Origin of the sequence: Mycobacterium colombiense, assembly GCF_001672755.1 — a bacterium.
GTDB classification, from domain to species: Bacteria; Actinomycetota; Actinomycetes; order Mycobacteriales; family Mycobacteriaceae; genus Mycobacterium; species Mycobacterium colombiense_C.
Map to the genome: position 1 here is coordinate 43,821 of NZ_LZKI01000197.1, position 20,062 is coordinate 63,882.

At 68.9% G+C, this 20,062-nt stretch carries 17 protein-coding genes; 7 read left to right on the plus strand and 10 right to left on the minus strand.

Annotated features, from left to right (window positions below):
- Positions 1 to 18 precede the first annotated feature (18 nt).
- Positions 19 to 1,614: a PucR family transcriptional regulator gene (locus tag A5708_RS25620; protein ID WP_065031290.1), complete on the minus strand. Its 1,596-nt coding sequence runs from the start codon at positions 1,612 to 1,614 to the stop codon at positions 19 to 21.
- Positions 1,615 to 1,697: 83 nt separating this feature from the next.
- On the opposite strand from A5708_RS25620, the gene pruA reads away from it, so the two are divergent.
- The gene (gene pruA, locus A5708_RS25625; RefSeq protein ID WP_065031291.1) at positions 1,698 to 3,329 is read left to right on the plus strand and encodes an L-glutamate gamma-semialdehyde dehydrogenase; all 1,632 of its coding nucleotides are present in this window, start codon (positions 1,698 to 1,700) and stop codon (positions 3,327 to 3,329) included.
- Complete coding sequence (locus tag A5708_RS25630) at positions 3,329 to 4,288, plus strand: proline dehydrogenase family protein (RefSeq protein WP_065031292.1); 960 nt, start codon at positions 3,329 to 3,331, stop codon at positions 4,286 to 4,288. The genes pruA and A5708_RS25630 overlap by 1 nt, the downstream gene beginning before the upstream one ends.
- Before the next feature lie 154 nt (positions 4,289 to 4,442).
- Here the strand turns inward: A5708_RS25630 and A5708_RS25635 are convergent, their stop codons facing one another.
- From A5708_RS25635 to A5708_RS25675, 9 genes are read right to left on the minus strand one after another with little or no spacing between them, the layout of a single operon-like run.
- Entirely contained in the window at positions 4,443 to 5,060 is a 618-nt protein-coding gene (locus A5708_RS25635) for a TetR/AcrR family transcriptional regulator (protein WP_065031293.1), read from the minus strand.
- Positions 5,057 to 6,127, minus strand: a complete 1,071-nt coding sequence (locus A5708_RS25640; RefSeq protein WP_065031294.1) for a zinc-binding dehydrogenase — start codon at positions 6,125 to 6,127, stop codon at positions 5,057 to 5,059. Before A5708_RS25640 ends, A5708_RS25635 begins: the two co-directional genes overlap by 4 nt.
- Before the next feature lie 10 nt (positions 6,128 to 6,137).
- Positions 6,138 to 7,307 (minus strand): lipid-transfer protein, encoded by a 1,170-nt coding sequence (locus tag A5708_RS25645; protein ID WP_065031295.1) that lies wholly within the window; start codon positions 7,305 to 7,307, stop codon positions 6,138 to 6,140.
- The gene (locus tag A5708_RS25650) at positions 7,304 to 7,759 is read right to left on the minus strand and encodes a MaoC family dehydratase (RefSeq protein WP_065031296.1); all 456 of its coding nucleotides are present in this window, start codon (positions 7,757 to 7,759) and stop codon (positions 7,304 to 7,306) included. The genes A5708_RS25645 and A5708_RS25650 overlap by 4 nt, the downstream gene beginning before the upstream one ends.
- Positions 7,756 to 8,865, minus strand: coding sequence for an acyl-CoA dehydrogenase family protein (locus A5708_RS25655; protein ID WP_065031297.1), 1,110 nt, complete (start codon positions 8,863 to 8,865; stop codon positions 7,756 to 7,758). Before A5708_RS25655 ends, A5708_RS25650 begins: the two co-directional genes overlap by 4 nt.
- Before the next feature lie 7 nt (positions 8,866 to 8,872).
- Entirely contained in the window at positions 8,873 to 9,271 is a 399-nt protein-coding gene (locus A5708_RS25660) for a Zn-ribbon domain-containing OB-fold protein (protein ID WP_065031298.1), read from the minus strand.
- A complete protein-coding gene (locus tag A5708_RS25665; protein WP_065031299.1) occupies positions 9,271 to 9,816 on the minus strand; it encodes an FAS1-like dehydratase domain-containing protein in 546 nt (181 codons plus the stop codon). The genes A5708_RS25660 and A5708_RS25665 overlap by 1 nt, the downstream gene beginning before the upstream one ends.
- An 18-nt stretch (positions 9,817 to 9,834) precedes the next feature.
- On the minus strand, positions 9,835 to 11,019 hold the full coding sequence (locus A5708_RS25670; protein WP_065031300.1) for an acyl-CoA dehydrogenase family protein: 1,185 nt from the start codon (positions 11,017 to 11,019) through the stop codon (positions 9,835 to 9,837).
- A 4-nt stretch (positions 11,020 to 11,023) separates the two neighbouring features.
- Positions 11,024 to 12,220 carry a cytochrome P450 gene (locus A5708_RS25675; protein WP_065031301.1) on the minus strand — a complete coding sequence of 399 codons (1,197 nt, stop codon included), beginning with the start codon at positions 12,218 to 12,220 and terminating at the stop codon, positions 11,024 to 11,026.
- 194 nt (positions 12,221 to 12,414) lie between these two features.
- Here A5708_RS25675 and A5708_RS25680 point away from each other — a divergent pair, with 194 nt between their 5' ends.
- The 5 genes from A5708_RS25680 to A5708_RS25700 all read left to right on the plus strand — a co-directional run bounded on the left by A5708_RS25680 (position 12,415) and on the right by A5708_RS25700 (position 20,062).
- Positions 12,415 to 13,875, plus strand: coding sequence for an aldehyde dehydrogenase family protein (locus tag A5708_RS25680; protein WP_065031334.1), 1,461 nt, complete (start codon positions 12,415 to 12,417; stop codon positions 13,873 to 13,875).
- A complete protein-coding gene (locus A5708_RS25685; protein WP_065031302.1) occupies positions 13,872 to 16,166 on the plus strand; it encodes a CaiB/BaiF CoA transferase family protein in 2,295 nt (764 codons plus the stop codon). The genes A5708_RS25680 and A5708_RS25685 overlap by 4 nt, the downstream gene beginning before the upstream one ends.
- A gap of 59 nt (positions 16,167 to 16,225) precedes the next feature.
- Entirely contained in the window at positions 16,226 to 17,134 is a 909-nt protein-coding gene (locus A5708_RS25690) for an alpha/beta fold hydrolase (protein WP_065031303.1), read from the plus strand.
- Between the two features lie 29 nt (positions 17,135 to 17,163).
- Positions 17,164 to 18,579 carry an acyl-CoA synthetase gene (locus tag A5708_RS25695; RefSeq protein ID WP_065031304.1) on the plus strand — a complete coding sequence of 472 codons (1,416 nt, stop codon included), beginning with the start codon at positions 17,164 to 17,166 and terminating at the stop codon, positions 18,577 to 18,579.
- Positions 18,580 to 18,766: 187 nt separating this feature from the next.
- Positions 18,767 to 20,062, plus strand: a complete 1,296-nt coding sequence (locus A5708_RS25700) for an MFS transporter (protein WP_065031335.1) — start codon at positions 18,767 to 18,769, stop codon at positions 20,060 to 20,062.

Below are 20,062 nucleotides of genomic sequence, written 5' to 3' on the forward strand. Positions count from 1 at the left end.
TGCGGGAAGGCGAGCGGGTCAACGACTTTCCAGCACCCGCAATCCCAGCGAAAACAGCAGTCGCACCTCGGGATCGGCCAGCGACGTCGACAACAATTTCTCGACGCGGCGCACCCGGTAGCGAACCGTATTCGGATGCACGCGCAACGCCTGGGCGGCCGCCGCGATGTCTCCGAAGGCGTCCAGGTAGACCCGCAACGTCAGTGCGAGCACCGGATCGTCGTCGCGCAGCGCCACGATCCGCGGATCGATCAACCGCTCGTCGCCGCCGACCAGGGTCACGATCTCGTCGAGCAGCACGGTGGTACGCGCTTCGGCCAGCGATGTCACCTGTCCGAACGAAATCGGGTGCCGCTCAGCGCTGTCCAGCACGCGGTCCACCTCGATGCGGGCCGCGGCGATCCCGGCGAGGCCGGCGACGGGTGCGGCGATGGCCGCCCGTAGCTGCACCCCGAGTTCGGCGCGCATGGCGCCGATGGTGCCGCGCACCCACGAGGCGACCGATCGGTTGCGGGTCTGGGGGAGGAGCACGTACGTGCGCGCGCCGTTCGAGGCGACCTGGGCGTCGGCGCGAAAGGCGCTGGCGCTCAGCGCGATAACATCTGCGAGCCGTCCGTGACCGGGCGAACCGTCCGCCGCGTCCCAACCGATCAGCGCCGCGTCGCCGTCGGCGGCCAGGCCGAGTTCACCGGCAACCGCAGCGACATCGACGTGCGCAAGGGTCTCGGCGTCGGCGAGGCCGAGGAGTTGCTGCACCCGCCGGGCGTGCGTCGACGGCCGGGCCGCCAGCCGCGACATGATGCGGGCGGCCAGCACGGCGGCGCCGCGCAACATCTCCTCGGCGTCGTCGGCCAACGGTTGCGAGCCTTGCTGTACCCAGATGGTTCCGGCGAACACCGGCGGCCGTCTGGCGTCCGGTGCGGGCCGGTAGATGCCGACGGCCAGCCGCGGGCGCAGCCCCAGCTCGGGCCGCTCGGCGACGCGGACGACGTCGCCGCCCGACCGCAACGCATCGAAGATGCCCCATTGGCCGATCCACTCAAGATGCTCGGGCGGGCCCGCCCTGCCCAGGATGGAAAGGCGGCGCAGCTCGTCGGCTTCGTCGTTGGAGGCGGAATAGGCCAGCACGTGCGATTGGGCGTTTTCGATGCTGACCATGCCGTGAATGCGATCGGCGAGCGACTGCGCCAAGCCGAACAGGTCGGTGCCCGAGTCGTCCGTGGCGTCCGCGCGGTCCCCGTGATGCTCCAGGACGTGGTTGACCAACTGATAGAGCCGCTCCCAGCGGGCCCGCGGGTCGGCGGCCACCACGGCCGAGCCGGCCGCAACGGCCTTGGCCACCAACGCATTCGACGGCTCCTTGACGAAGATGGCCACCGGCACGCGCTCGCGCGCCTGCTTGTCCACCCAGCGCAGCGCCTCGTCGTCGGCGACCCCAAGCAGGAAGAAGACATCGGCGGAACCCGCCGCGGCCGCCAGCCCGAGCCGCACGTCGTCGGAGTCGATCAGGGCCGCCGACCCCACCGGCAGGTCCAGGCCGCGGGGCGCGTCGACCAGGCTCACCAGGGTCGCGTCCAGCGCCAGTAGCAGCTGCCCCAGCCCCACACCGGCCATGTTGTGTGATCTTACTACGAATGCTGACCCGTATTGTCCGATCGGCTAATTCTCTGTTGGGCCGCCGCGAGGATCCTTGCAGGATGGACGCGATAACCCAGGTCCCGATGCCGGCCAACGAGCCGGTCCACGACTATGCGCCACACTCGCCGGAACGCGCCCGGCTCCGCACCGAACTGGCCGCGCTGACCGATGATCCGATCGATCTGCCGCATGTCATCGGCGGCACCCACCGGATGGGCGACGGTGAGCGCATCGACGTCGTCCAGCCGCACCGGCACGCCGCGAAGCTGGGCACCCTGACCAACGCCGGGCACGCGGACGCGACGGCGGCGATCGAAGCCGCGATGGCCGCGAAACGCGCATGGGCCGCACTGCCGTTCGACGAGCGGGCGGCGGTGTTCCTGCGGGCCGCCGACCTGCTGGCCGGGCCGTGGCGGGAGAAGATCGCCGCCGCGACGATGCTCGGCCAGTCCAAGTCCGTCTATCAGGCCGAGATCGATTCGCCGTGCGAGCAGATCGACTTCTGGCGGTTCAACGTGGCGTTCGCGCGGCAGATCCTGGCGCAGCAGCCGATCAGCGGACCGGGAGAGTGGAACCGCAGCGAGTACCGCCCGCTGGACGGCTTCGTCTACGCGATCACGCCGTTCAACTTCACCTCGATCGCGGGCAATCTGCCGACCGCGCCGGCGCTGATGGGCAACACCGTGGTGTGGAAGCCGTCGATCACCCAGACGCTGTCGGCCTATCTGACCATGCAGCTGCTCGAGGCCGCGGGGCTGCCGCCCGGGGTGATCAACCTGGTCACCGGCGACGGCCTCGCCGTGTCCGATGTGGCACTGGCCGATCCGCGGCTGGCGGGCATCCACTTCACCGGATCGACGGCCACCTTCCAACATCTGTGGCAGCAGGTGGGCGCCAATATCGGCCGCTACCACAGCTATCCGCGGCTGGTCGGCGAGACCGGCGGCAAAGACTTCGTCGTCGCCCACGCCTCGGCACGCCCGGAGGTGTTGTGCACGGCGCTGATTCGCGGCGCTTTCGACTATCAGGGGCAGAAATGCTCGGCCGCGTCGCGGGCCTTCATCGCGCAGTCGGTGTGGCGCCGCATGGGCGACGACTTCTTGGGGAAGACGGCCGCGTTGCGCTACGGCGACGTGACCGATCTGACCAATTACGGGGGAGCGCTGATCGACGGGCGCGCCTTCATCAAGAACGTCGATGCCATCGAGCGGGCCAAGGGCACGCCGCACGTCACCATCGCCGTCGGCGGCGAATACGACGACAGCGAGGGCTATTTCGTGCGGCCCACGGTGTTGCTGTCCGACGACCCGACCGACGAGTCGTTCGCGACGGAATACTTCGGCCCGCTGCTGTCGGTGCACGTGTACCCCGATGACGATTACGAGCGAATTCTCGACGTCGTCGACACCGGGTCTCGCTACGCGCTGACCGGCGCGGTCATCGCCGACGACCGCGACGCCGTGCTGACCGCCCAGCACCGGCTGCGGTTCGCCGCCGGGAACTTCTACGTCAACGACAAGCCGACCGGCGCGGTCGTCGGGCGTCAGCCGTTCGGGGGCTCCCGCGGCTCGGGCACCAACGACAAGGCCGGATCGATGCTGAACATGTTGCGCTGGACGTCGGCTCGCACCATCAAGGAGACCTTCATTCCGGCGACCGACCACACCTATCCGCACATGGGCGCCGACTGATGGCCGGATTGTTCGCCACCACCCTGCGCCCGGCGATCCTGGCCGCGGGCCGCCGCGAAGGGTTGCGCCGCACCGCCGAACGGCTGACCGTCACCCGAAAGGTGGTGCACCGGTTCGTTCCCGGGGAGACCATCGATTCGGTGCTGGAAAGCGTGGCGGCGCTTCGTGATTCGGGCCGCCTCGTCAGCATCGACTATCTGGGCGAGGACGTCGCCACCGCCGACGACGCCGACGCGGTGGTGCGGACGTACCTCGATCTGATCGACACGCTGGGCGGCCCCGGCGCCGCAGGCGACGCCGTCCGGCCGCTGGAAGTCTCGGTCAAGCTGTCGGCGCTGGGGCAGTCGCTGGAGCGCGACGGGCACAAGATCGCGCGGGAGAACGCATGGTCGATCTGCGATGCCGCCCAGCGTGCGGGCGTATGGGTGACGGTGGATGCCGAGAATCACAGCACCACCGATTCGACGCTGCGCATCGTGCGCGACCTGCGGGCCGAATTCCCCTGGCTGGGCCTGGTTTTGCAGGCATATCTGCGGCGCACCCTGGATGACTGCGAGGAATTCGCCGCCTCCGGTGCCCGGGTTCGGCTGTGCAAGGGCGCCTACGACGAACCGGTTTCGCTGGCCTACCGCGAGCCGACCGAGATCACCGACTCGTATCTGGCGTGCCTGCGGGCGCTGATGGCCGGCTCCGGCTACCCGATGGTGGCCTCCCACGACCCGGACATCATCGGCGCGGTGCCCGAGATGGTGCGCGAATCGGGCCGTCGCGGCAGCGAATTCGAATACCAGATGCTCTACGGCATCCGCGACGACGAGCAGCGGCGTCTCGCCGCGGCCGGCAACCGGGTGCGGGTGTACGTCCCGTTCGGCACCCAGTGGTACGGCTACTTCATGCGGCGGCTGGCCGAACGCCCGGCCAATCTGGCGTTCTTCCTGCGGGCGCTGGCCCAGCCGTGACGGTCGCGAGCGCGGCGACGCCGGGCGCAGCGGGCCGTCATTACATTTGGGGCCACTGATTGTGCGGTCAGGGTTTCGAGTGTGAGCACAGGGCGGGAAATTCGGCCAAATCCCGCCATGGACGCACACTCAAGGCCGCGGACGCACACTCTCGCTAACCACGGCGGGGCCGCGGACGATCGCTGGCGAAGCCGCGCACCACGTGGGCCCGCACGAATTCCGCCGCCACGTCCGGATCGTCCATGTCCAGCGTCGAGGACGGCGTGCTGAACAGCGAGAACAGGATGCGCGCGAACCATTCGCCGGCGGCCTCGATGTCGAGGTCCTTGCGCACCTCGCCCGTCAGCCGGGCGGCCGACAGGTAGGGGGCGAAGAACTCCACGCATTCGCGCAGCAGCACGGCGGCGTCCTTGGTCAGCAGCAGGCTGATGGTATCTTCGTCGAAGTACTTCTCCGAGGCGATCGCCCGTCGCGACTGCGTGACGAATACCGCTGCGGCACAGAGCTTATCCTCCAGCGTGCTGCCCCGGTCCATGGCCTTGGTCATCTCGCGATAGAACTGCTGCGACGCATGTTCGGCGCAGGCTTCGACGATCGAGGCCTTGTCGGAAAAGTATTCGTAGATGGTGCTGCGGGACACGCCGGCCCGCTTGGCGATGTCGACGATCGTCGCCTTAGGCAACCCCTGTTTGCCGAAGCACGCGAATGCGGACTCCACGATCAGCTCGCGGGTGGAGGTCTCCTGATAGGAGGCAGAAGCCTGAGTCGTCATGGAATCAACGCCCCCCGAGGGACCAACCCGGCATCGGCCGAGGCGAACGCGGCGTTGACATCGGCCAGATGAAATGGCTTGGACATCAATTTCTCGAACGGAAAACTGGTGTGCTGCAAGAACGATAGGCCGGTGGCCAGGGTGACCGGGTCGTAGAGCATCACGCCGCGCACGGACTTGTTGCCGTAGACCAACGCGCTGGGATCGAGCTCGAAGGTGCGCCCCATCCCGACGTTGCCGACTTCGAGCAACGTGCCGCCGTTGTTGAGAAACCCGATCCCCTCCGGGATGACGCCCGGCACGCCCACCACCTCGAGCACCCAGTCCGCGCCGATGCCGTCGGTGTGTTCGCGCACCCGCTCGGTGACCTCGGCGGCCGAGATCTCGCCGGCGTCGATGCAGTGGGTGGCGCCGAAGTCGGCGGCGACGTCGAGTCGTTCGGCGATCTTGTCGATGACGATGACTGCGGCGGCGCCCGCGGTCCGTGCCACGGCAGCGGCGTTGATGCCCAGTCCGCCGGCGCCCTGAATGACGACGGTGTCCCCGAGCCGCACATCGCGCAGCGCGAAAAGCACTTGGGCCAGCGCGCAATTCAGCGGTGCGACGGCCTCGTCGGGCAGGTCTGCGGGGACTTTGTACAACGGCTGCCGGCGGCTGGTGTAGTAGTACTCGCCGTAGGCCGCGACGAAGTGGGGTGGCTGCTCGTGGGTGCGGTATTCGCCGGCCATCAGGTTCTGGCAGGCGTAGGAGCGCCCTCGCACGCACGCGTGACAACTGCCGCAGAACCAGAAGTACGGCGCCACCACGCGATCGCCGACCGCCAGCGGCCTACCGGCCGCGTCGGTGGTCAGGCCCTCGCCGAGTTCGGCTATCTCGCCGACCATTTCGTGACCCATGGCGAACGGGCACGGCAGCGGTAGCTCGCCGCGAAAGATGTGCAGGTCGGATCCGCAGATGCCGGCCATCCGCAGCCGCAGCGCCGCGGTACCCGGCGCCGGTGTGGTCAAAGGGAATTCGGCCAGCTCGATGGGCCCGCCGTGGGCGGTCAGGAGCGCGAGCTTCGGCATGATCGTCCCCTCAGCGGGCCGGCGCGAGGATCAGGCCGCTGGTGGGCACGCCGGTTCCGGACGTGACCAGCACGTGTTCGACGTTGTCCACCTGGTTGTAGGAGGTGCCGCGGACCTGGCGCACCCCCTCGGTGATGCCGTTCATCCCGTGGATATAGGCCTCGCCGAGCAGGCCACCGTTGGTGTTGATGGGAAAGTCCCCACCCAGCGACAGCCGCTCGACGGTGGCGAAGTCCTTGGCCTCCCCGCGCCCGCAGAACCCGAGCTCCTCGAGCTGGGCGAAAACGAACGGCGTGAAATGGTCGTAGATGAAGGCGGTTTGGATGTCCTGCGGCTTGAGGCCCGAGTCGCGCCACAGCTGCCGGCCGACCACGCCCATCTCGGGCAGCCCGGTGATCTCGTCGCGGTAATAGCTGGTCATCATCTCGCCGTTGTGGGCCGCGCCCTGGGCGGCCGCGGTGATGATGGCCGGCGGCTGCCGCAGGTCGCGGGCGCGCTCGGCGCTGGTGACGACGAGGGCTACACCGCCGTCGCTCTCCTGGCAGCAGTCCAGCAGGCGCAGCACGGGCTCGACGATCCAGCGCGAGTTCTGGTGGTCTTCCAACGTGATCGGTCGCTCGTAGAACCAGGCGTCGGGGTTGGTCGCCGCGTGCTTGCGGTCGACCACCGCGATCCGGCCGAAGTCCTCATTGGTGACGCCGTACGTCGACATGTAGCGCTGGGCGTGCACCGCGACCCAGGCCGCGGGAGTGAGCAGCCCGAACGGCGCGTAATGCGCCATGAACAACGGTGTTTCGGCCATGCTGCGACCGCTGCCGCCGAACCGGAAGCCGGACCGTTCGTTGAACGCTCGCCAGCACACCACCACGTCGGCGACACCGGTGGCGACGGCCATCGCCGCGTGCACGACGGTGCCGGCGGCCGCGCCGCCGCCGTGGTGCACGCGGGAGAAGAAGCTCAGGTCGCCGATGCCGACGTTGCGGGCGATGTCGATCTCGTCGCTGGAATCCATGGTGAACGTGACCATGCCGTCGACGTCACCGGGTTCCAGGCCGGCGTCGTCGAGTGCGGCGCTGACCGCCTCACAGGCCAATTGCAGTTCGCTGCGCCCGGATTCTTTCGAGAACTCCGTCTGGCCGATCCCGACGATGGCCGCGGCGCCCGGCAGCGTCCGGCTCATGCCTGCGACCCGTCGAGCAGGCTGAGCACCGCGGTGCCGGACACGTGGTCACCCAGGCTGTTGGCGCCGGCGAAGGTCACCTCGACGAAGTTCTCACCGTCCGATCCTTGGGTTTTGCCGGTGACGCTGCCGGTGAACCGCAGCGGGTCGTCCGGAAAGCACGGTACGCCAAGGCGAATGGACAGCTTCTTCACCATCGCCTCGGGCCCGGCCCAGTCGGTGAGGAAGCGCACGCAGTAGCCGTTGGTGGTCAAAATGTTCATGAACAGGTTGGGCGAACCCTGCTGCTTGGCGTAGTCGCGGTCGTGGTGCACCGGCATGAAGTCGCGGGTGGCGATCGCTCCGGCGACGATCATCGTTGTGGTGATCGGGATTTCGAGGGGCGTGACCTCGTCGCCTTCGCCGATGTCCTGCCATCGCAGGGTGCTGGTCCGGCCGGTGGTGGTCGTCATGCGGGTCCTCCCGAATAGGTTGCGCCGAGGTGGGCCAGTTGCGCCGAGGCCGGACCCAGGGTCAGCTCGTTGTGCTTGGCCCACAAAAAATAGCGGTGCAGGGGATAGGTGACGTCGATGCCGATGCCGCCGTGGACATGCTGGGCCGTCGCGGCCACGCGGGCGCCGGCCTCGGCCGCCCAGAATTTCGCGATGCGTGCAGCCCGGTCGGCGGGGCGCCCGTGTGCGATCAGCCAGGCCGCCTGCCAGGTGGTCCACCGGATCGCCTCGACGTCGATGAAGGCGTCGGCCATGCGCTGCTGCACCGCCTGGAAGCTGCCAATCGGGCGGCCGAATTGCTCACGGCCTGTGGTGTATTCGGCGGCGATGCGCAGCGCCCGCTCGACGACACCGAGCTGGATCGCGCACAGCGCCACCAGGGCCCGGGCGTGGAGCGATTCGACCAGCCTGTCGCCCGCGATTCTGTCCGTATCGGAAACGATTGCGCCGTCCAGGAATACGTCCGCGTGTGGCTCGCGATTCGTGGTGGACACCGGACGGGTCTCGACGCCGGGGGCGTCGGCGGCCAGTAGGAAAAGGCCCACGCCGCCGTCGGTAGCGGCGGGAATCAGCACCGTGTCGGCGAGTTGGGCGGCCGGCACCAACTCCTTGGCGCCGTCGAGGCGCCAGTTCGGGCCGTCCCGGCGTGCGGTGGTAAGCGGGCGAGCCGGGTCCGAACGGCCGGGTTCGGTCAATCCCGCTGTCAGGATGCGGGATCCGCTGACCACGCCCGGCAGGAACCGCTGCTGCTGCTCGTGGCTGCCGTGCCGGGCGATCGGGTCGGCGCCCAGCACCAGCGTGGCGTAGGCCGGTATCGGCGCGACGCTGAAGCCGACCTCGGCCAGCAGAACCCCGAGCTCCACGAAGCCGCCGCCGTTACCCCCGACCGACTCCGGCAGCGCGGTGCCCAGCAGGTCGGCGGCCGCCAGCTCTCCCCAGAGCGCGGCGTCGTGGCGGGTGTCGCCGCCCTCCAGCTCGGTCAGCCGTTCCGGGGTGGCGCGACGCTCGAACAGATCGCGGGCGAGCTTGGCGATCGTCTCCTGCTCTTCGGTGAACGAGAAGTCCATGGCGGGCCTACGTGCTCGGCCGGAACTGGTGCAGCACCAGGTCGTTGTCGAAGGTTTGGTAATGGACCTCGACCGGCATTCCGGGCGTCACGTCGGCCGGGTCGATGCCGGTCAGGTTTGACACCAGCCGCACCCCCTCCTCGAGTTCCACGAGCACGACGACGTAGGGGTACTCGAAGAACGGAAACTTCGGCTCGTGCGGCATCACGTAGCTGTAGACGGTGCCGCGGCCCGACGACTCGATGGCCGCCCAGTCCAGCGACCGGCAGTGTGGGCACATCGGGCGGGGTGGATGACGCAGCTGTCCGCACCCGCCGCAGCGTTGGATCAGGAGTTTGTTCTCCCGCAACCCATTCCAGAAGAATTCGGTGTCCGGGGTGATCGCCGGAGCCAGACGGGCCGCCATCAGCCGGCCGGCCTGAAGCGCAGCACCCGGAATCGCTGGCGTCCCAACACCTCGCCGTTCTGGTCGGTGTAGGTCGTGAGCCAGGTCAGGAAGAATCCGGTGCCCAGCGCCGTCTTCTTCTCGTCGGAGACCGACTCGTAGACCGTCGTCGCGCTGATCACGTCGCCCAGCCTGGGGTACCGTTCGATCTCGAATTCCGAATTCGTGGCCACCGTGCTGGTGTAGCCGGCCTCGTCGAGGAACGCCGTTGGATTGCTGTGGATCTCGACGGGTGCGCCGCCGCGCTCGCCGATTCCCTCCAGCTTCGGCGACGGCATGGTCCAGGTCTGCAGCATCACCGGCGGCGAGACGATGCCGCCGAACCGGGATGACGCGGCGAACTCCGGATCGATGTAGACGGGGTTCATGTCGGCCATCGCGTACGCCCAGTGCCGGATCATCGGCTGGTTCACCGGGTCGGGCGCCAGCGAGGGCTTTCCGGTGCCGCCGGTCGGCTGGCCGACGAGGGCCCGCACCTTGGCGCTGACGTCTTCTGAGTCGGTCACTGAGTCCTGTCCTCCTTGCTATTTCGCGGACCGAAGGTCGCGCGGTGCCCGGGGCATGCCCAACCCGGCCATGGCGATGATGTCACGTTGAATCTCGTTGGCGCCGCCCCCGAAGGTATTGATGACGGCCTGGCGGTAGGCGGATTCCAGCGCGCCGCGCAGCGGAGCCTCGGCGCCGCGCCGCACCCCGTTGCCGTTCAGCACCTCGAGCAGCTCCCGGGCGACCTGCTGCGTGAGCTCGGTGCCGAACACCTTGGCCGCCGACGCCTCGCCCATGCTGAGCGCCCCCTTCGTCATCGCCGCGTTCACCCGTGAATTGACGAGCTTGTACGCGGCCACTTGGGCTTCGACTCGGGCCAGCGCCGATTGCACCCAGGGCTGGTCGATGACGCGACCACCGTCGAGCTCGGTGCTGACGGCCCAGTCCAGGGTCTTCTCGAACAGCGGCTCGAGCGCGCCGAGATTGCCCAGGGCGGCGCGCTCGAAGTTCAGCTGCGTGGTGATCAGCTGCCAGCCCTGGTTCTCCGCGCCCACCAACGCGCTGACCGGCACCCGCACGTCGTCGTAGAACGTGTAGAAGGTCGAGATGCCCGGCATGGTGTGCAGCGGCTGCCAGGAGAATCCGGGCGAGGAGGTCGGCACGATGAGGATGGAAATGCCCTTGTGCTTCTTGGCATCCGGATCGGTGCGCACGGCCAGCCAGATGTAGTCGGCGTAGGCCGCGCCGCTGGTGAACATCTTCTGGCCGTTGATCACATACTCGTCACCGACGCGGACGGCCGTCGTGCGCACCGAGGCCAGGTCGCTGCCGGCGCCCGGCTCGGAGTAGCCGATGGCGAATTCGACGGTGCCGTCCAGGATCGCCGGCAGAAATCGCTGCTTCTGCTCGTCGGTGCCGTAGTGCATCAGCGTCGGGCCGACGGTGTTGAGCGTCACCAGTGGGATGGGAGCGCTGACCCGGCGCGCCTCCTCGGAGAAGATGAACTGCTCGATGGCCGAGAATCCTTGTCCACCATATTCTTTAGGCCATCCGACGCCCAGCAGGTTGGCCGCCGCCAGGGCGCGGACGCATTCGCGCACCGCGGGACCGCCCTCCATCCGCTCGTTGACCGCGGCGACGCGTTCCGGCGTCATCACGGTCTCCAGCGTCGCGCGGATCTCGGTGCGCAGCTTCTCTTGCTCCGGCGTGTATTCCAGGTCCATCGGCTCAGGCCCCCATCCGCACCGGCATGCGTTTCACCCCGGGCACCATGGTGGCGCGCATCCGGTCCACCTCGCCCACCAGCTCCATGCGGGGAAACCGGCGCAGCAGCTCGTCGAAAAGCACCGTCGCCTCCAGTCGCGCCAATTGTGCTCCCACGCAGGAATGTTCGCCACAGCCGAAGGCGATGTGCGGGTTCGGGTGGCGGGTCACGTCGAACTCCTCGGAGTCGGGGCCGAACACGTCCTCGTCCCGGTTGGCCGATCCGTAGAGCATCACCACCACCTCGCCGGCGCGGATCCGCTGACCGCGGATCTCGACGTCGGCTGTCGCGGTGCGGGCCATGTGTACCACGGGACTGTTCCACCGCAACATCTCCTCGACCGCGAGGGGGATGCGGGCGGGATCCTCGACGAGCAGGCGGTATTGGTCGGGGTGCGCGATCAGCGCCAGCGTTCCCAGGGCGATGAGGTTGCGGGTGGTTTCGTTGCCGGCCACCAGCAAAAGGAAGGCGAAGTTGAGCAGGTCTTCGTCGGTCAACCGGTGTTCGTCGATCTCGGCCTCCGCCAGGACCGAGAGCAAGTCGTCCCGCGGTTGCACACGGCGGGCCGCGATCAGCTTCTGGAAGTACTCGTAGAGCTGCCCTGCCGCCACCATTGAGTCCAGCTCGATCTCCGGGTCGGCCGTTCCGGTGGCCGCATCCGACCACGCCCGGAACTGCTCCCAGTCGTCGGGCGGGGCGCCGATCAGTTCGGCGATCATCCGGGTGGGCAGCGGAGCGGCGATCTGTTCGGCGAACTCGTGCGCGGAGCCAGGCTCGATGCCGTCGAGAATGCCGCGCACGATCTCGCGGATCTTGGGCTCGAGCACCGAAACACGCCGCCGGGTGAATCCGGAATTGATCAACTTGCGCATCTGCCGGTGCCGCGGCGGATCGGTGAAGATCAGACTGCCCAGCTGGACTGGGTTGGGCAGCTGCGGATCGGGGATCGTGATGCCCTGGGTCGAGGTGAACAGGGCCGGATTGCTCGACACGTACCGGATGTCCTCGTATTTCAGCAGCGCCCAGAAGTTGGTGACGTCGTTCCAGCACACCGGCGCCGTCGCGCGCAGCTCCCGGTAGGCGGGGTACGGGTCACCCGCGTAAAAGTCGGGGGAGTGCAGTGGGAAGCCCGGTGAGCGCAGCGGCGGACGAGTCTGCACGGCAAGCCCCTCTCGCAGGACACCCGATCCGACAGATTAGTGCAATCTGTCTGCCGAATGTGTCTACTCCGCGCCGCCGCGTGCTGTCAATACGACACCAAAATATTGGAGTAGCTCGGATTTCACGCGATTGATGATTGACGGCGGACACGCGGGGGTGTACACCAAGTGATCAGATGACCGGAGGAAGCAACATGGCCGATTCGCCCGCTCTTGTCCAGACCTACCAGCTCTACATCGACGGCCAATGGGTCGAGCCGCAGGACGGTCGCTACGACGATCTGTCCCCGTCCACCGAGGCCGTCATCGCCACCGCACCCGACGCGAGCGTCGCGCAGGTCGACGACGCGATCGCGGCCGCGCGCCGCGCCTTCGACAGCGGGCCTTGGGGCACGATGTCCGCCGAGCGGCGCGCCGCGTGCCTGAACCAGCTGGGCGAAGCGCTGACCAAGCATGCCGACGACTTCTTCGCGCTGTCACAGGCGGAGTGGGGCTGCATCGCCAACGAGCGCATCATGCAGATCGACGGCACCGGGTTCATGTCCATGCACGCCGCCCAGCTCGCCACCCAGTTGGTCGACCAGGAGGTCACCGGCATCAGCGCCGGAACCACGTTGCTGCGCCACGCACCGCTGGGCGTCGTATCGGTGCTCACGCCGTGGAATTTCCCGCACTGCCTCAACGTGATGAAGCTGAATCATGCGCTGGCCGCGGGAAACACGGTGGTGTTGAAGCCCTCTCCGCTGACACCGCTGGCCGGGCTGGCGCTGGCGCGGCTCATCGACGAGCACACCGACATCCCGCCGGGGGTGGTCAACGTGGTCACCCCCTCGGGCGTCGAGGCGGCCAAGCTGCTGACCACCGATCCGCGCATCGACATGGTGAGCTTCACCGGCAGCTCGGTCGTCGGCCGCCAGGTGATGTCGGCGGCCGGCGACACGATGAAGCGAATCCTTTTGGAGCTGGGCGGAAAGTCGGCCAGCATCGTGCTCGACGACGCCGTCGTGACCGACGAGATGCTGGAACAGATGCTGTTCCAATCCTGTTCGCTGCATGCAGGGCAGGCCTGCATCCTGCACAGCCGGCTGTTGTTGCCCGATTCGCTGCACGACGACGTCGTCGATCGGCTGGCCGCGCTGGCCCGTGAGGTCAAGGTGGGCGACCCCACCGATCCCGACGTGCAGATGGGTCCGCTGATCAGCGCGGCGCAACGCGACCGGGTCGAGGCACACATCGCCGCCGCACGCAGCGACGGGGCCAAGCTGGTGACCGGCGGCGGCCGGCCGGCCGGCCTGGACGTCGGCTACTACGTCGAACCGACGATCCTGTCCGGGGTGGAGCCCAATTCGACTATCGCGCAAGAGGAAGTGTTCGGCCCGGTGTTGTCGGTACTGCGCTACCGCGACGACGACGACGCCGTCGCCATCGCGAACAACTCGCAATACGGGCTCTCCGGTGCGGTGTGGGGTGACGACGTGGACCGCGCCGTCGGCGTGGCGCGCCGCATCCGCACCGGCCAGATCGCGGTCAACGGCATCAGCCCCGGCGGCGCGCCGTTCGGTGGCTTCAAGCTCAGCGGGCTGGGCCGCGAGGGCGGCGGAATCGGCGGGCTGCACCAGTACATGGAAGCGATGGCCATCGGGGTTCCCGCGTGACGGCACCCCTCGCGGGGCTGCACATCGTCGAAATCGCAAGTGAGATCTCGGGTCCCTACGCGGCAAAGCTTCTCGTCGACCTGGGCGCCGAGGTCATCAAGATCGAGCCGCCTACTGGGGACCCGCTGCGGCACTGGGGCCCGTTTGCCTCGGACATCGCCGACCCGGACCGGTCGGGCCTGTTCGAGTACCTGAACGCCGGCAAACACGGTGCCACGCTTGATCTCTCGAAGGCAAAAGACGTCGCTGCCGCGCGCGAACTCATCGCTCAGGCGCACCTGCTGGTCGACGACTCCGGACCCGGGACGTTGGAGGGGTGCGGCCTCGGGGTCGATGACCTGCAGCGAATCAATCCAAACCTGGTGTTACTACGCATCTCTGGGTTCGGTCAGTCCGGGCCGTTCAGCCGCCGGCGGGCCACACCGCTGACTCTGCAGGCGGCATCGGGCTGGATCAGCTCCCGGGATCCCGAGCGCCCGCCGGTCCAGGTGGGCGCCCGGATCGCCGAGTACGTCGCCGGCGCCTACGGCGCGCTGGGTGCGCTGACCGCCCTGCGGTCACGGCCCGACGGTCGCGTCGCCGAAGTGGATGTCTCGCAGCTGGAATCGTTGCTGTCGACGCTGCCGTATCCGATGTTGATGGCGCAACGGATGCGCCGGCTGGGACTGCCCGCCAACCTGCGGTCGGCGCCCATGCTGGGCGTCGTGCGGGCCGCCGACGGCTGGGTGGGCATCAACTGCCTCACGGGCCAGCACTGGCTCGACGTCTGCGCGATGCTCGGTCTGCCCGAGTTCAGCGAGCATCAGCTCGCGATCATGCTGGGTGGCCCGGAGCGCGACGACTTCTTCGCCAAGGCCGAGCCGGTGCTGGCCGGCCAGACCGTCGCCGAGATCGTGGAACTCGCTCAGGCGCTGCGGATTCCGGCCGCCCCGGTCAACGACGGCGCCACCGTGCTCGATTGCCCGCAATACGCGCAGCGGGGGTTCTTCGTCGAAGCCGGACCGTCTAGCCGTCCCGGACCGCCCTTCCGGTTCTCGAAAACACCTGTAGCGCAGCACTGTTCGGCGCCAGGCTCTCGGGCGTCACGAACCGCGAAGTGGACGGGTGACGGCCAAGCGCTTCGGCGGTCGGAGGGGCCGCTGCCCTTCACCGGGCTGCGGGTGCTCGATTTGACCACGTTCTGGGCCGGCGCGTATCTCACCTGTTACCTCGGGGCATTCGGTGCCGACATCGTCAAGGTCGAGTCGATCCAGCGGCCCGACGGGCACCGCTACTCGGGGGCGTTCGCCTACGAGGGCGACGACTGGTACGAGCGCAGCCCTATCTGGCAGGGCACCAACCTCAACAAGCGCGATCTCACGCTGGACCTGACGTCGCCGCGGGGCCTCGACCTGGCGCGGCGGCTGGCCGCGGAGGCCGACGTCGTGGTGGAGAATTTCTCGCCGCGCGTCGTGGAAAACTTCGGTCTGGATTACGACTCGCTGACAGCGCTGAACCCCGCCGTGATCGTGGTGCGGATGCCCGGGTACGGCCTGCGCGGCCCGTGGCGCGATTACGTCGGCTGGGCGCTGAACTTCGAGCAGACCTCCGGAATGTCGGCGGTCACCGGCTACCCCGACGGCCCGCCGTGTAACCCGCAGGGGCCCGCTGACCCGATCGTCGGCGTGCACGCCGGGGTCGCGCTGCTGGCCGCGCTCGAGCACCGCAACCGCACCGGCGCCGGCCAACTCATCGAGATAGCCCAGATCGAGGTCGCCGCCGCGGTCACCGCCGAACCGGTGATCGAGTACTCGATGAACGGCGTCGTGCGCCCGCGCGAGGGCAACCGCCGGCGCGGCTGCCTGCAGGGCGTCTACCCGACCAACGAGGACGACGTGTGGGTGGCGCTGTCGGTGCCCGATCAACCGATCGACCATGACGTGTTCGACGAGCTCGTCGCCGCCTGGACCCGCACGCAGACCGCCGCGGCGATCGTCGACACCCTTCAGCGACAGGGGATCGCGGCGGAGCGGGTGATGACCGGAGACCAGATGTATGACCCCGAACTCATCGGGGCCCAGCTCGACGCGCGCGGCTACTACGAGGAGCTCGAACACCGGATCACCGGGCCGCACCGCTACCCCGGCTGGCCCTTTCGCATCACGCCCGGACCGCGGCGCCACCACCGCACCGCCCCGCCGACGCTCGGCCAGCACAACGACGAGGTCCTGCGTGAGCTGGGGCTGTCGGAGGCGGAGGTCGCGGACCTGCGTCACCGGCTGGTGATCGGGGAGCGGGTGCTCAACACATAGCCGCCAGGAACGCATGGCCGCCCTTTGGTGAACCGCACCTGACGTGCCAAGCTCTGGACATGGTCATGGAGATCGCCCGCCCCAAACTTGAAGGAAACGTCGCCGTCGGTGAAGACCGCCAGATCGGTTTCGCCGAGTTCGGTGACCCGCAGGGCCGGGCCGTTTTCTGGCTGCACGGCACCCCCGGTGCGCGCCGGCAGATTCCCACCGAAGCCCGCCTGTATGCCAAGGACCACGGCATCCGCCTGATCGGCCTGGACCGCCCGGGAATCGGCTCGTCGTCGCCGCATCGGTACCCGAACATCCGGGCCTTCGCCGACGACCTGCGCACGATCGCGGGCATACTCGGCATCGACAAGATGGCCGTGATCGGCCTGTCCGGCGGCGGCCCGTACGCGCTCGCGGCCGCCGCGGCGATGCCCGACCGGGTGGTGGCGGCCGGCATCCTGGGCGGCGTCGCGCCGTTCCTCGGCGACGAGGGCATCACCAGCGGGCTGATGAACCTGGGCAAGCGGGTGGCGCCCCTGCTGAAGCTGGGCGGCGACCCGCTGCGGATCGGCGCGAGCCTGGTGGTTCGCGCCATCCGTCCGGTCGCGAACCCTGCGCTGTATCTCTACGCCGCGATATCGCCCGAGGGCGACCGGCGCCTGCTCACCCGGCCCGAGTTCGGGGCGATGTTCCTCGACGACCTGCTCAACGGCAGCCGCAAGCAGCTGGCCGCCCCCTTCAACGACGTCATCCTGTTCACCCAGGACTGGGGATTCCGGCTCGACGAGGTCAAAGTCCCGGTCCGCTGGTGGCACGGCGACAGCGACCACATCGTGCCGTTCGCCCACGGCCAGCACGTCGTGAACCTGCTGCCCGATTGCGAGCTGATCGTGCTCCCCGGTGAGAGTCATCTCGGCGGGCTGGGCCGCGGCGAGGAGATCCTGGCCACCCTGATGAAGATCTGGGACGAGAAAGGCTGACCTTCTCCGGCGCCGGGTAGCCTGCTGACGTGCTGCTGGCGTCGCTCAACCCTTCGGTCCTCACCGCTACCGACGTCGCTGACGCGGTGCGCATCGACGGCACCGTGCTCAGCCGCAGTGACCTGGCCGGCGCCGCGACTTCGGTGGCCGAACGCGTGGGCGGGGCGGGCCGCGTGGCCATCCTTGCCGCCCCGACCGCCGCGACGGTGCTGGCCGTCACCGGGTGCCTGATCGCCGGGGTGCCCTTCGTCCCGGTGCCCGCCGACGTCGGCGCGGCCGAACGCCGGCACATGCTCACCGATTCCGGGGTCAAGGCCTGGCTTGGGCCGGCGCCCGACGAGTCCGAGGGGCTGCCGCACATCCCGGTGCGGTTGCACGCCCGGTCCTGGCACCGCTACGCCGAGCCGTCACCCGACGCCACCGCGATGATCATCTACACCTCGGGGACCACCGGGCTGCCCAAAGGCGTGGTGCTGAGCCGACGGGCGATCGCGGCCGACCTCGACGCCCTCGCCGAAGCCTGGCAGTGGACGGCCGACGACGTCTTGGTGCACGGCTTGCCGCTCTTCCACGTGCACGGCCTGGTGCTGGGTCTGCTCGGCTCGCTGCGGATCGGGAATCGCTTCATCCACACCGGCAAGCCCACACCCGCGGGCTACGCGCAGGCCGGGACCGACCACGGGGGCACGCTGTTCTTCGGGGTGCCCACGGTGTGGTCGCGGGTGGTGGACGACGAGGCGGCCGCCCGGGCGCTGCGCCCGGCGCGGCTCCTGGTCTCCGGCAGCGCGCCGCTGCCGGTTCCGGTGTTCGACCGGCTGGCCGGGCTCACCGGACACCAGCCCATCGAACGCTACGGAGCGTCGGAATCGCTGATCACGCTGTCCACCCGGGCCGACGGCGAGCGGCGCCCAGGGTGGGTGGGCCTGCCGCTCACCGGTGTGCAGACGCGGGTGCTCGACGACGACGGCGGCCTGGTGCCGCACGACGGCGAGACCGTGGGGAAGCTGCACGTGCGCGGGCCGATGATGTTCGACGGCTACCTCAACCGGCCGGACGCCACCGCCGAGGCGTTCGACCCCGACGGCTGGTACCGCACCGGCGACGTCGCGGTGATCGACGCCGACGGGATGCACCGCATCGTCGGGCGCGAGTCGGTCGACCTGATCAAGTCCGGCGGTTACCGCATCGGCGCGGGCGAGATCGAAACGGTGCTGCTCGGGCATCCGGGGGTTCAGGAGGCGGCGGTGGTCGGGATGCCCGATGCGGACCTGGGTCAGCGCATCGTCGCGTTCGTCGTCGGATCGGCCGACGGCGACGCGCTGATCGACTATGTCGCCCACGAGCTTTCGGTGCACAAGCGGCCGCGCGAGGTACGCATGGTGGACGCGTTGCCGCGCAACGCCATGGGCAAGGTGCTCAAAAAGCAGTTGTTGACCGACGGCTGAGCGGCCGCTCAACCGGGCAGCGCCTGGTCAGCCGGGAGCCGAGACACGCAGCAATTTGCCAGCTCCAGCGCCGAGCGTGGCCGCGAAGCTTCACCTACCGTCGTAACCGTGCATCGATGTAACCGGACAGCGAACGGCCGCCATGAGTGAGCCCGCTCGGCCCGTGGGCACCGCCGCCCGTACCCCCATGCGGCGGATCGCGATGGCCTGCCTGGTGGGCTCGGCCATCGAGTTCTACGACTTCCTGATCTATGGGACCGCGGCCGCTCTGGTGTTTCCCGCGGTCTTCTTTCCGCACCTGGGCACGACGGTGGCCACCGTCGCCTCGATGGCGACGTTCGCGACGGCGTTCCTGTCCCGTCCGTTGGGGGCGGCCGTCTTCGGCTACTTCGGCGACCGGCTGGGCCGCAAGAAGACGCTCGTCGCCACGCTGCTGATCATGGGCGCATCGACGGTCAGCGTGGGCCTGGTCCCCGACACGGCGTCGATCGGGATCGCGGCGCCGCTGATCCTCATCGTCCTGCGGCTGCTGCAAGGCTTCGCCGTCGGCGGCGAATGGGCCGGCTCCGTCCTGCTCAGCGCCGAGTACGCGCCACCGGGCAAACGCGGCTGGTACGGCATGTTCACCTCGCTGGGCGGCGGCACGGCGGGCATACTCGCCAGCCTGACCTTCCTCGCCGTCAGCCTCACCGTCGGCGAGAGCAGCCGCGCCTTCCTGGAATGGGGATGGCGGGTGCCCTTCCTGATCAGCAGCGGGCTGATCGCCATCGCCCTGTATGTGCGGCTCAACATCGACGAGACCCCGCTGTTCGTGGAGGAGAAGGCCCGCAACGAGGTGCCCAAGGCGCCGCTCGCGGAGCTGGTGCGCTTCCAGCGGCGGGAGATCGTGCTGGTCGCGGGCTGCTTCCTGGGCGGCATGGGCTTCGTCTATCTGGGCAACACGTTCCTGGTCATGTACGCCCACTCCCACCTGGGCTACTCGCGGAGCTTCATCTGGGGCGTCGGCGCCCTGGGCGGGTTGACCAGCATCGCGTTCGTCTCGTTCGGGGCGTGGCTGTCGGACCGCGTCGGGCGGCGCCGGGTGATGCTGTGCGGGCTGGCGGCGTGCCTGCCGTGGGCATTCGTCGTCATCCCGCTGATGGACACCGGCAACCCGGTCATGTACGCGGTCGCCGTCCTCGGCATGTTCGCCTGCGCGGCGGTGGCCAACGGCCCCACGGGGGCCTTCGTCCCCGAGCTGTTTGCCACGCGCTACCGGTACAGCGGCGCGGCGGTGGCGATGAACCTGGCCGGCATCCTGGGCGCCGCCGTGCCGCCGCTGCTGGCGGGCACCCTGCTGGCGACCTACGGCAGCTGGGCGATCGGGCTCATGATGGCGACCCTGGTGGTGGCCAGTTTCGTGTCCGTCTCGCTGCTGCCCGAAACCAGGGGGGCCGCGCTGCGGACCGTCGCGGTCGACGAGCGGGTCCCCGCCGACCTGTAG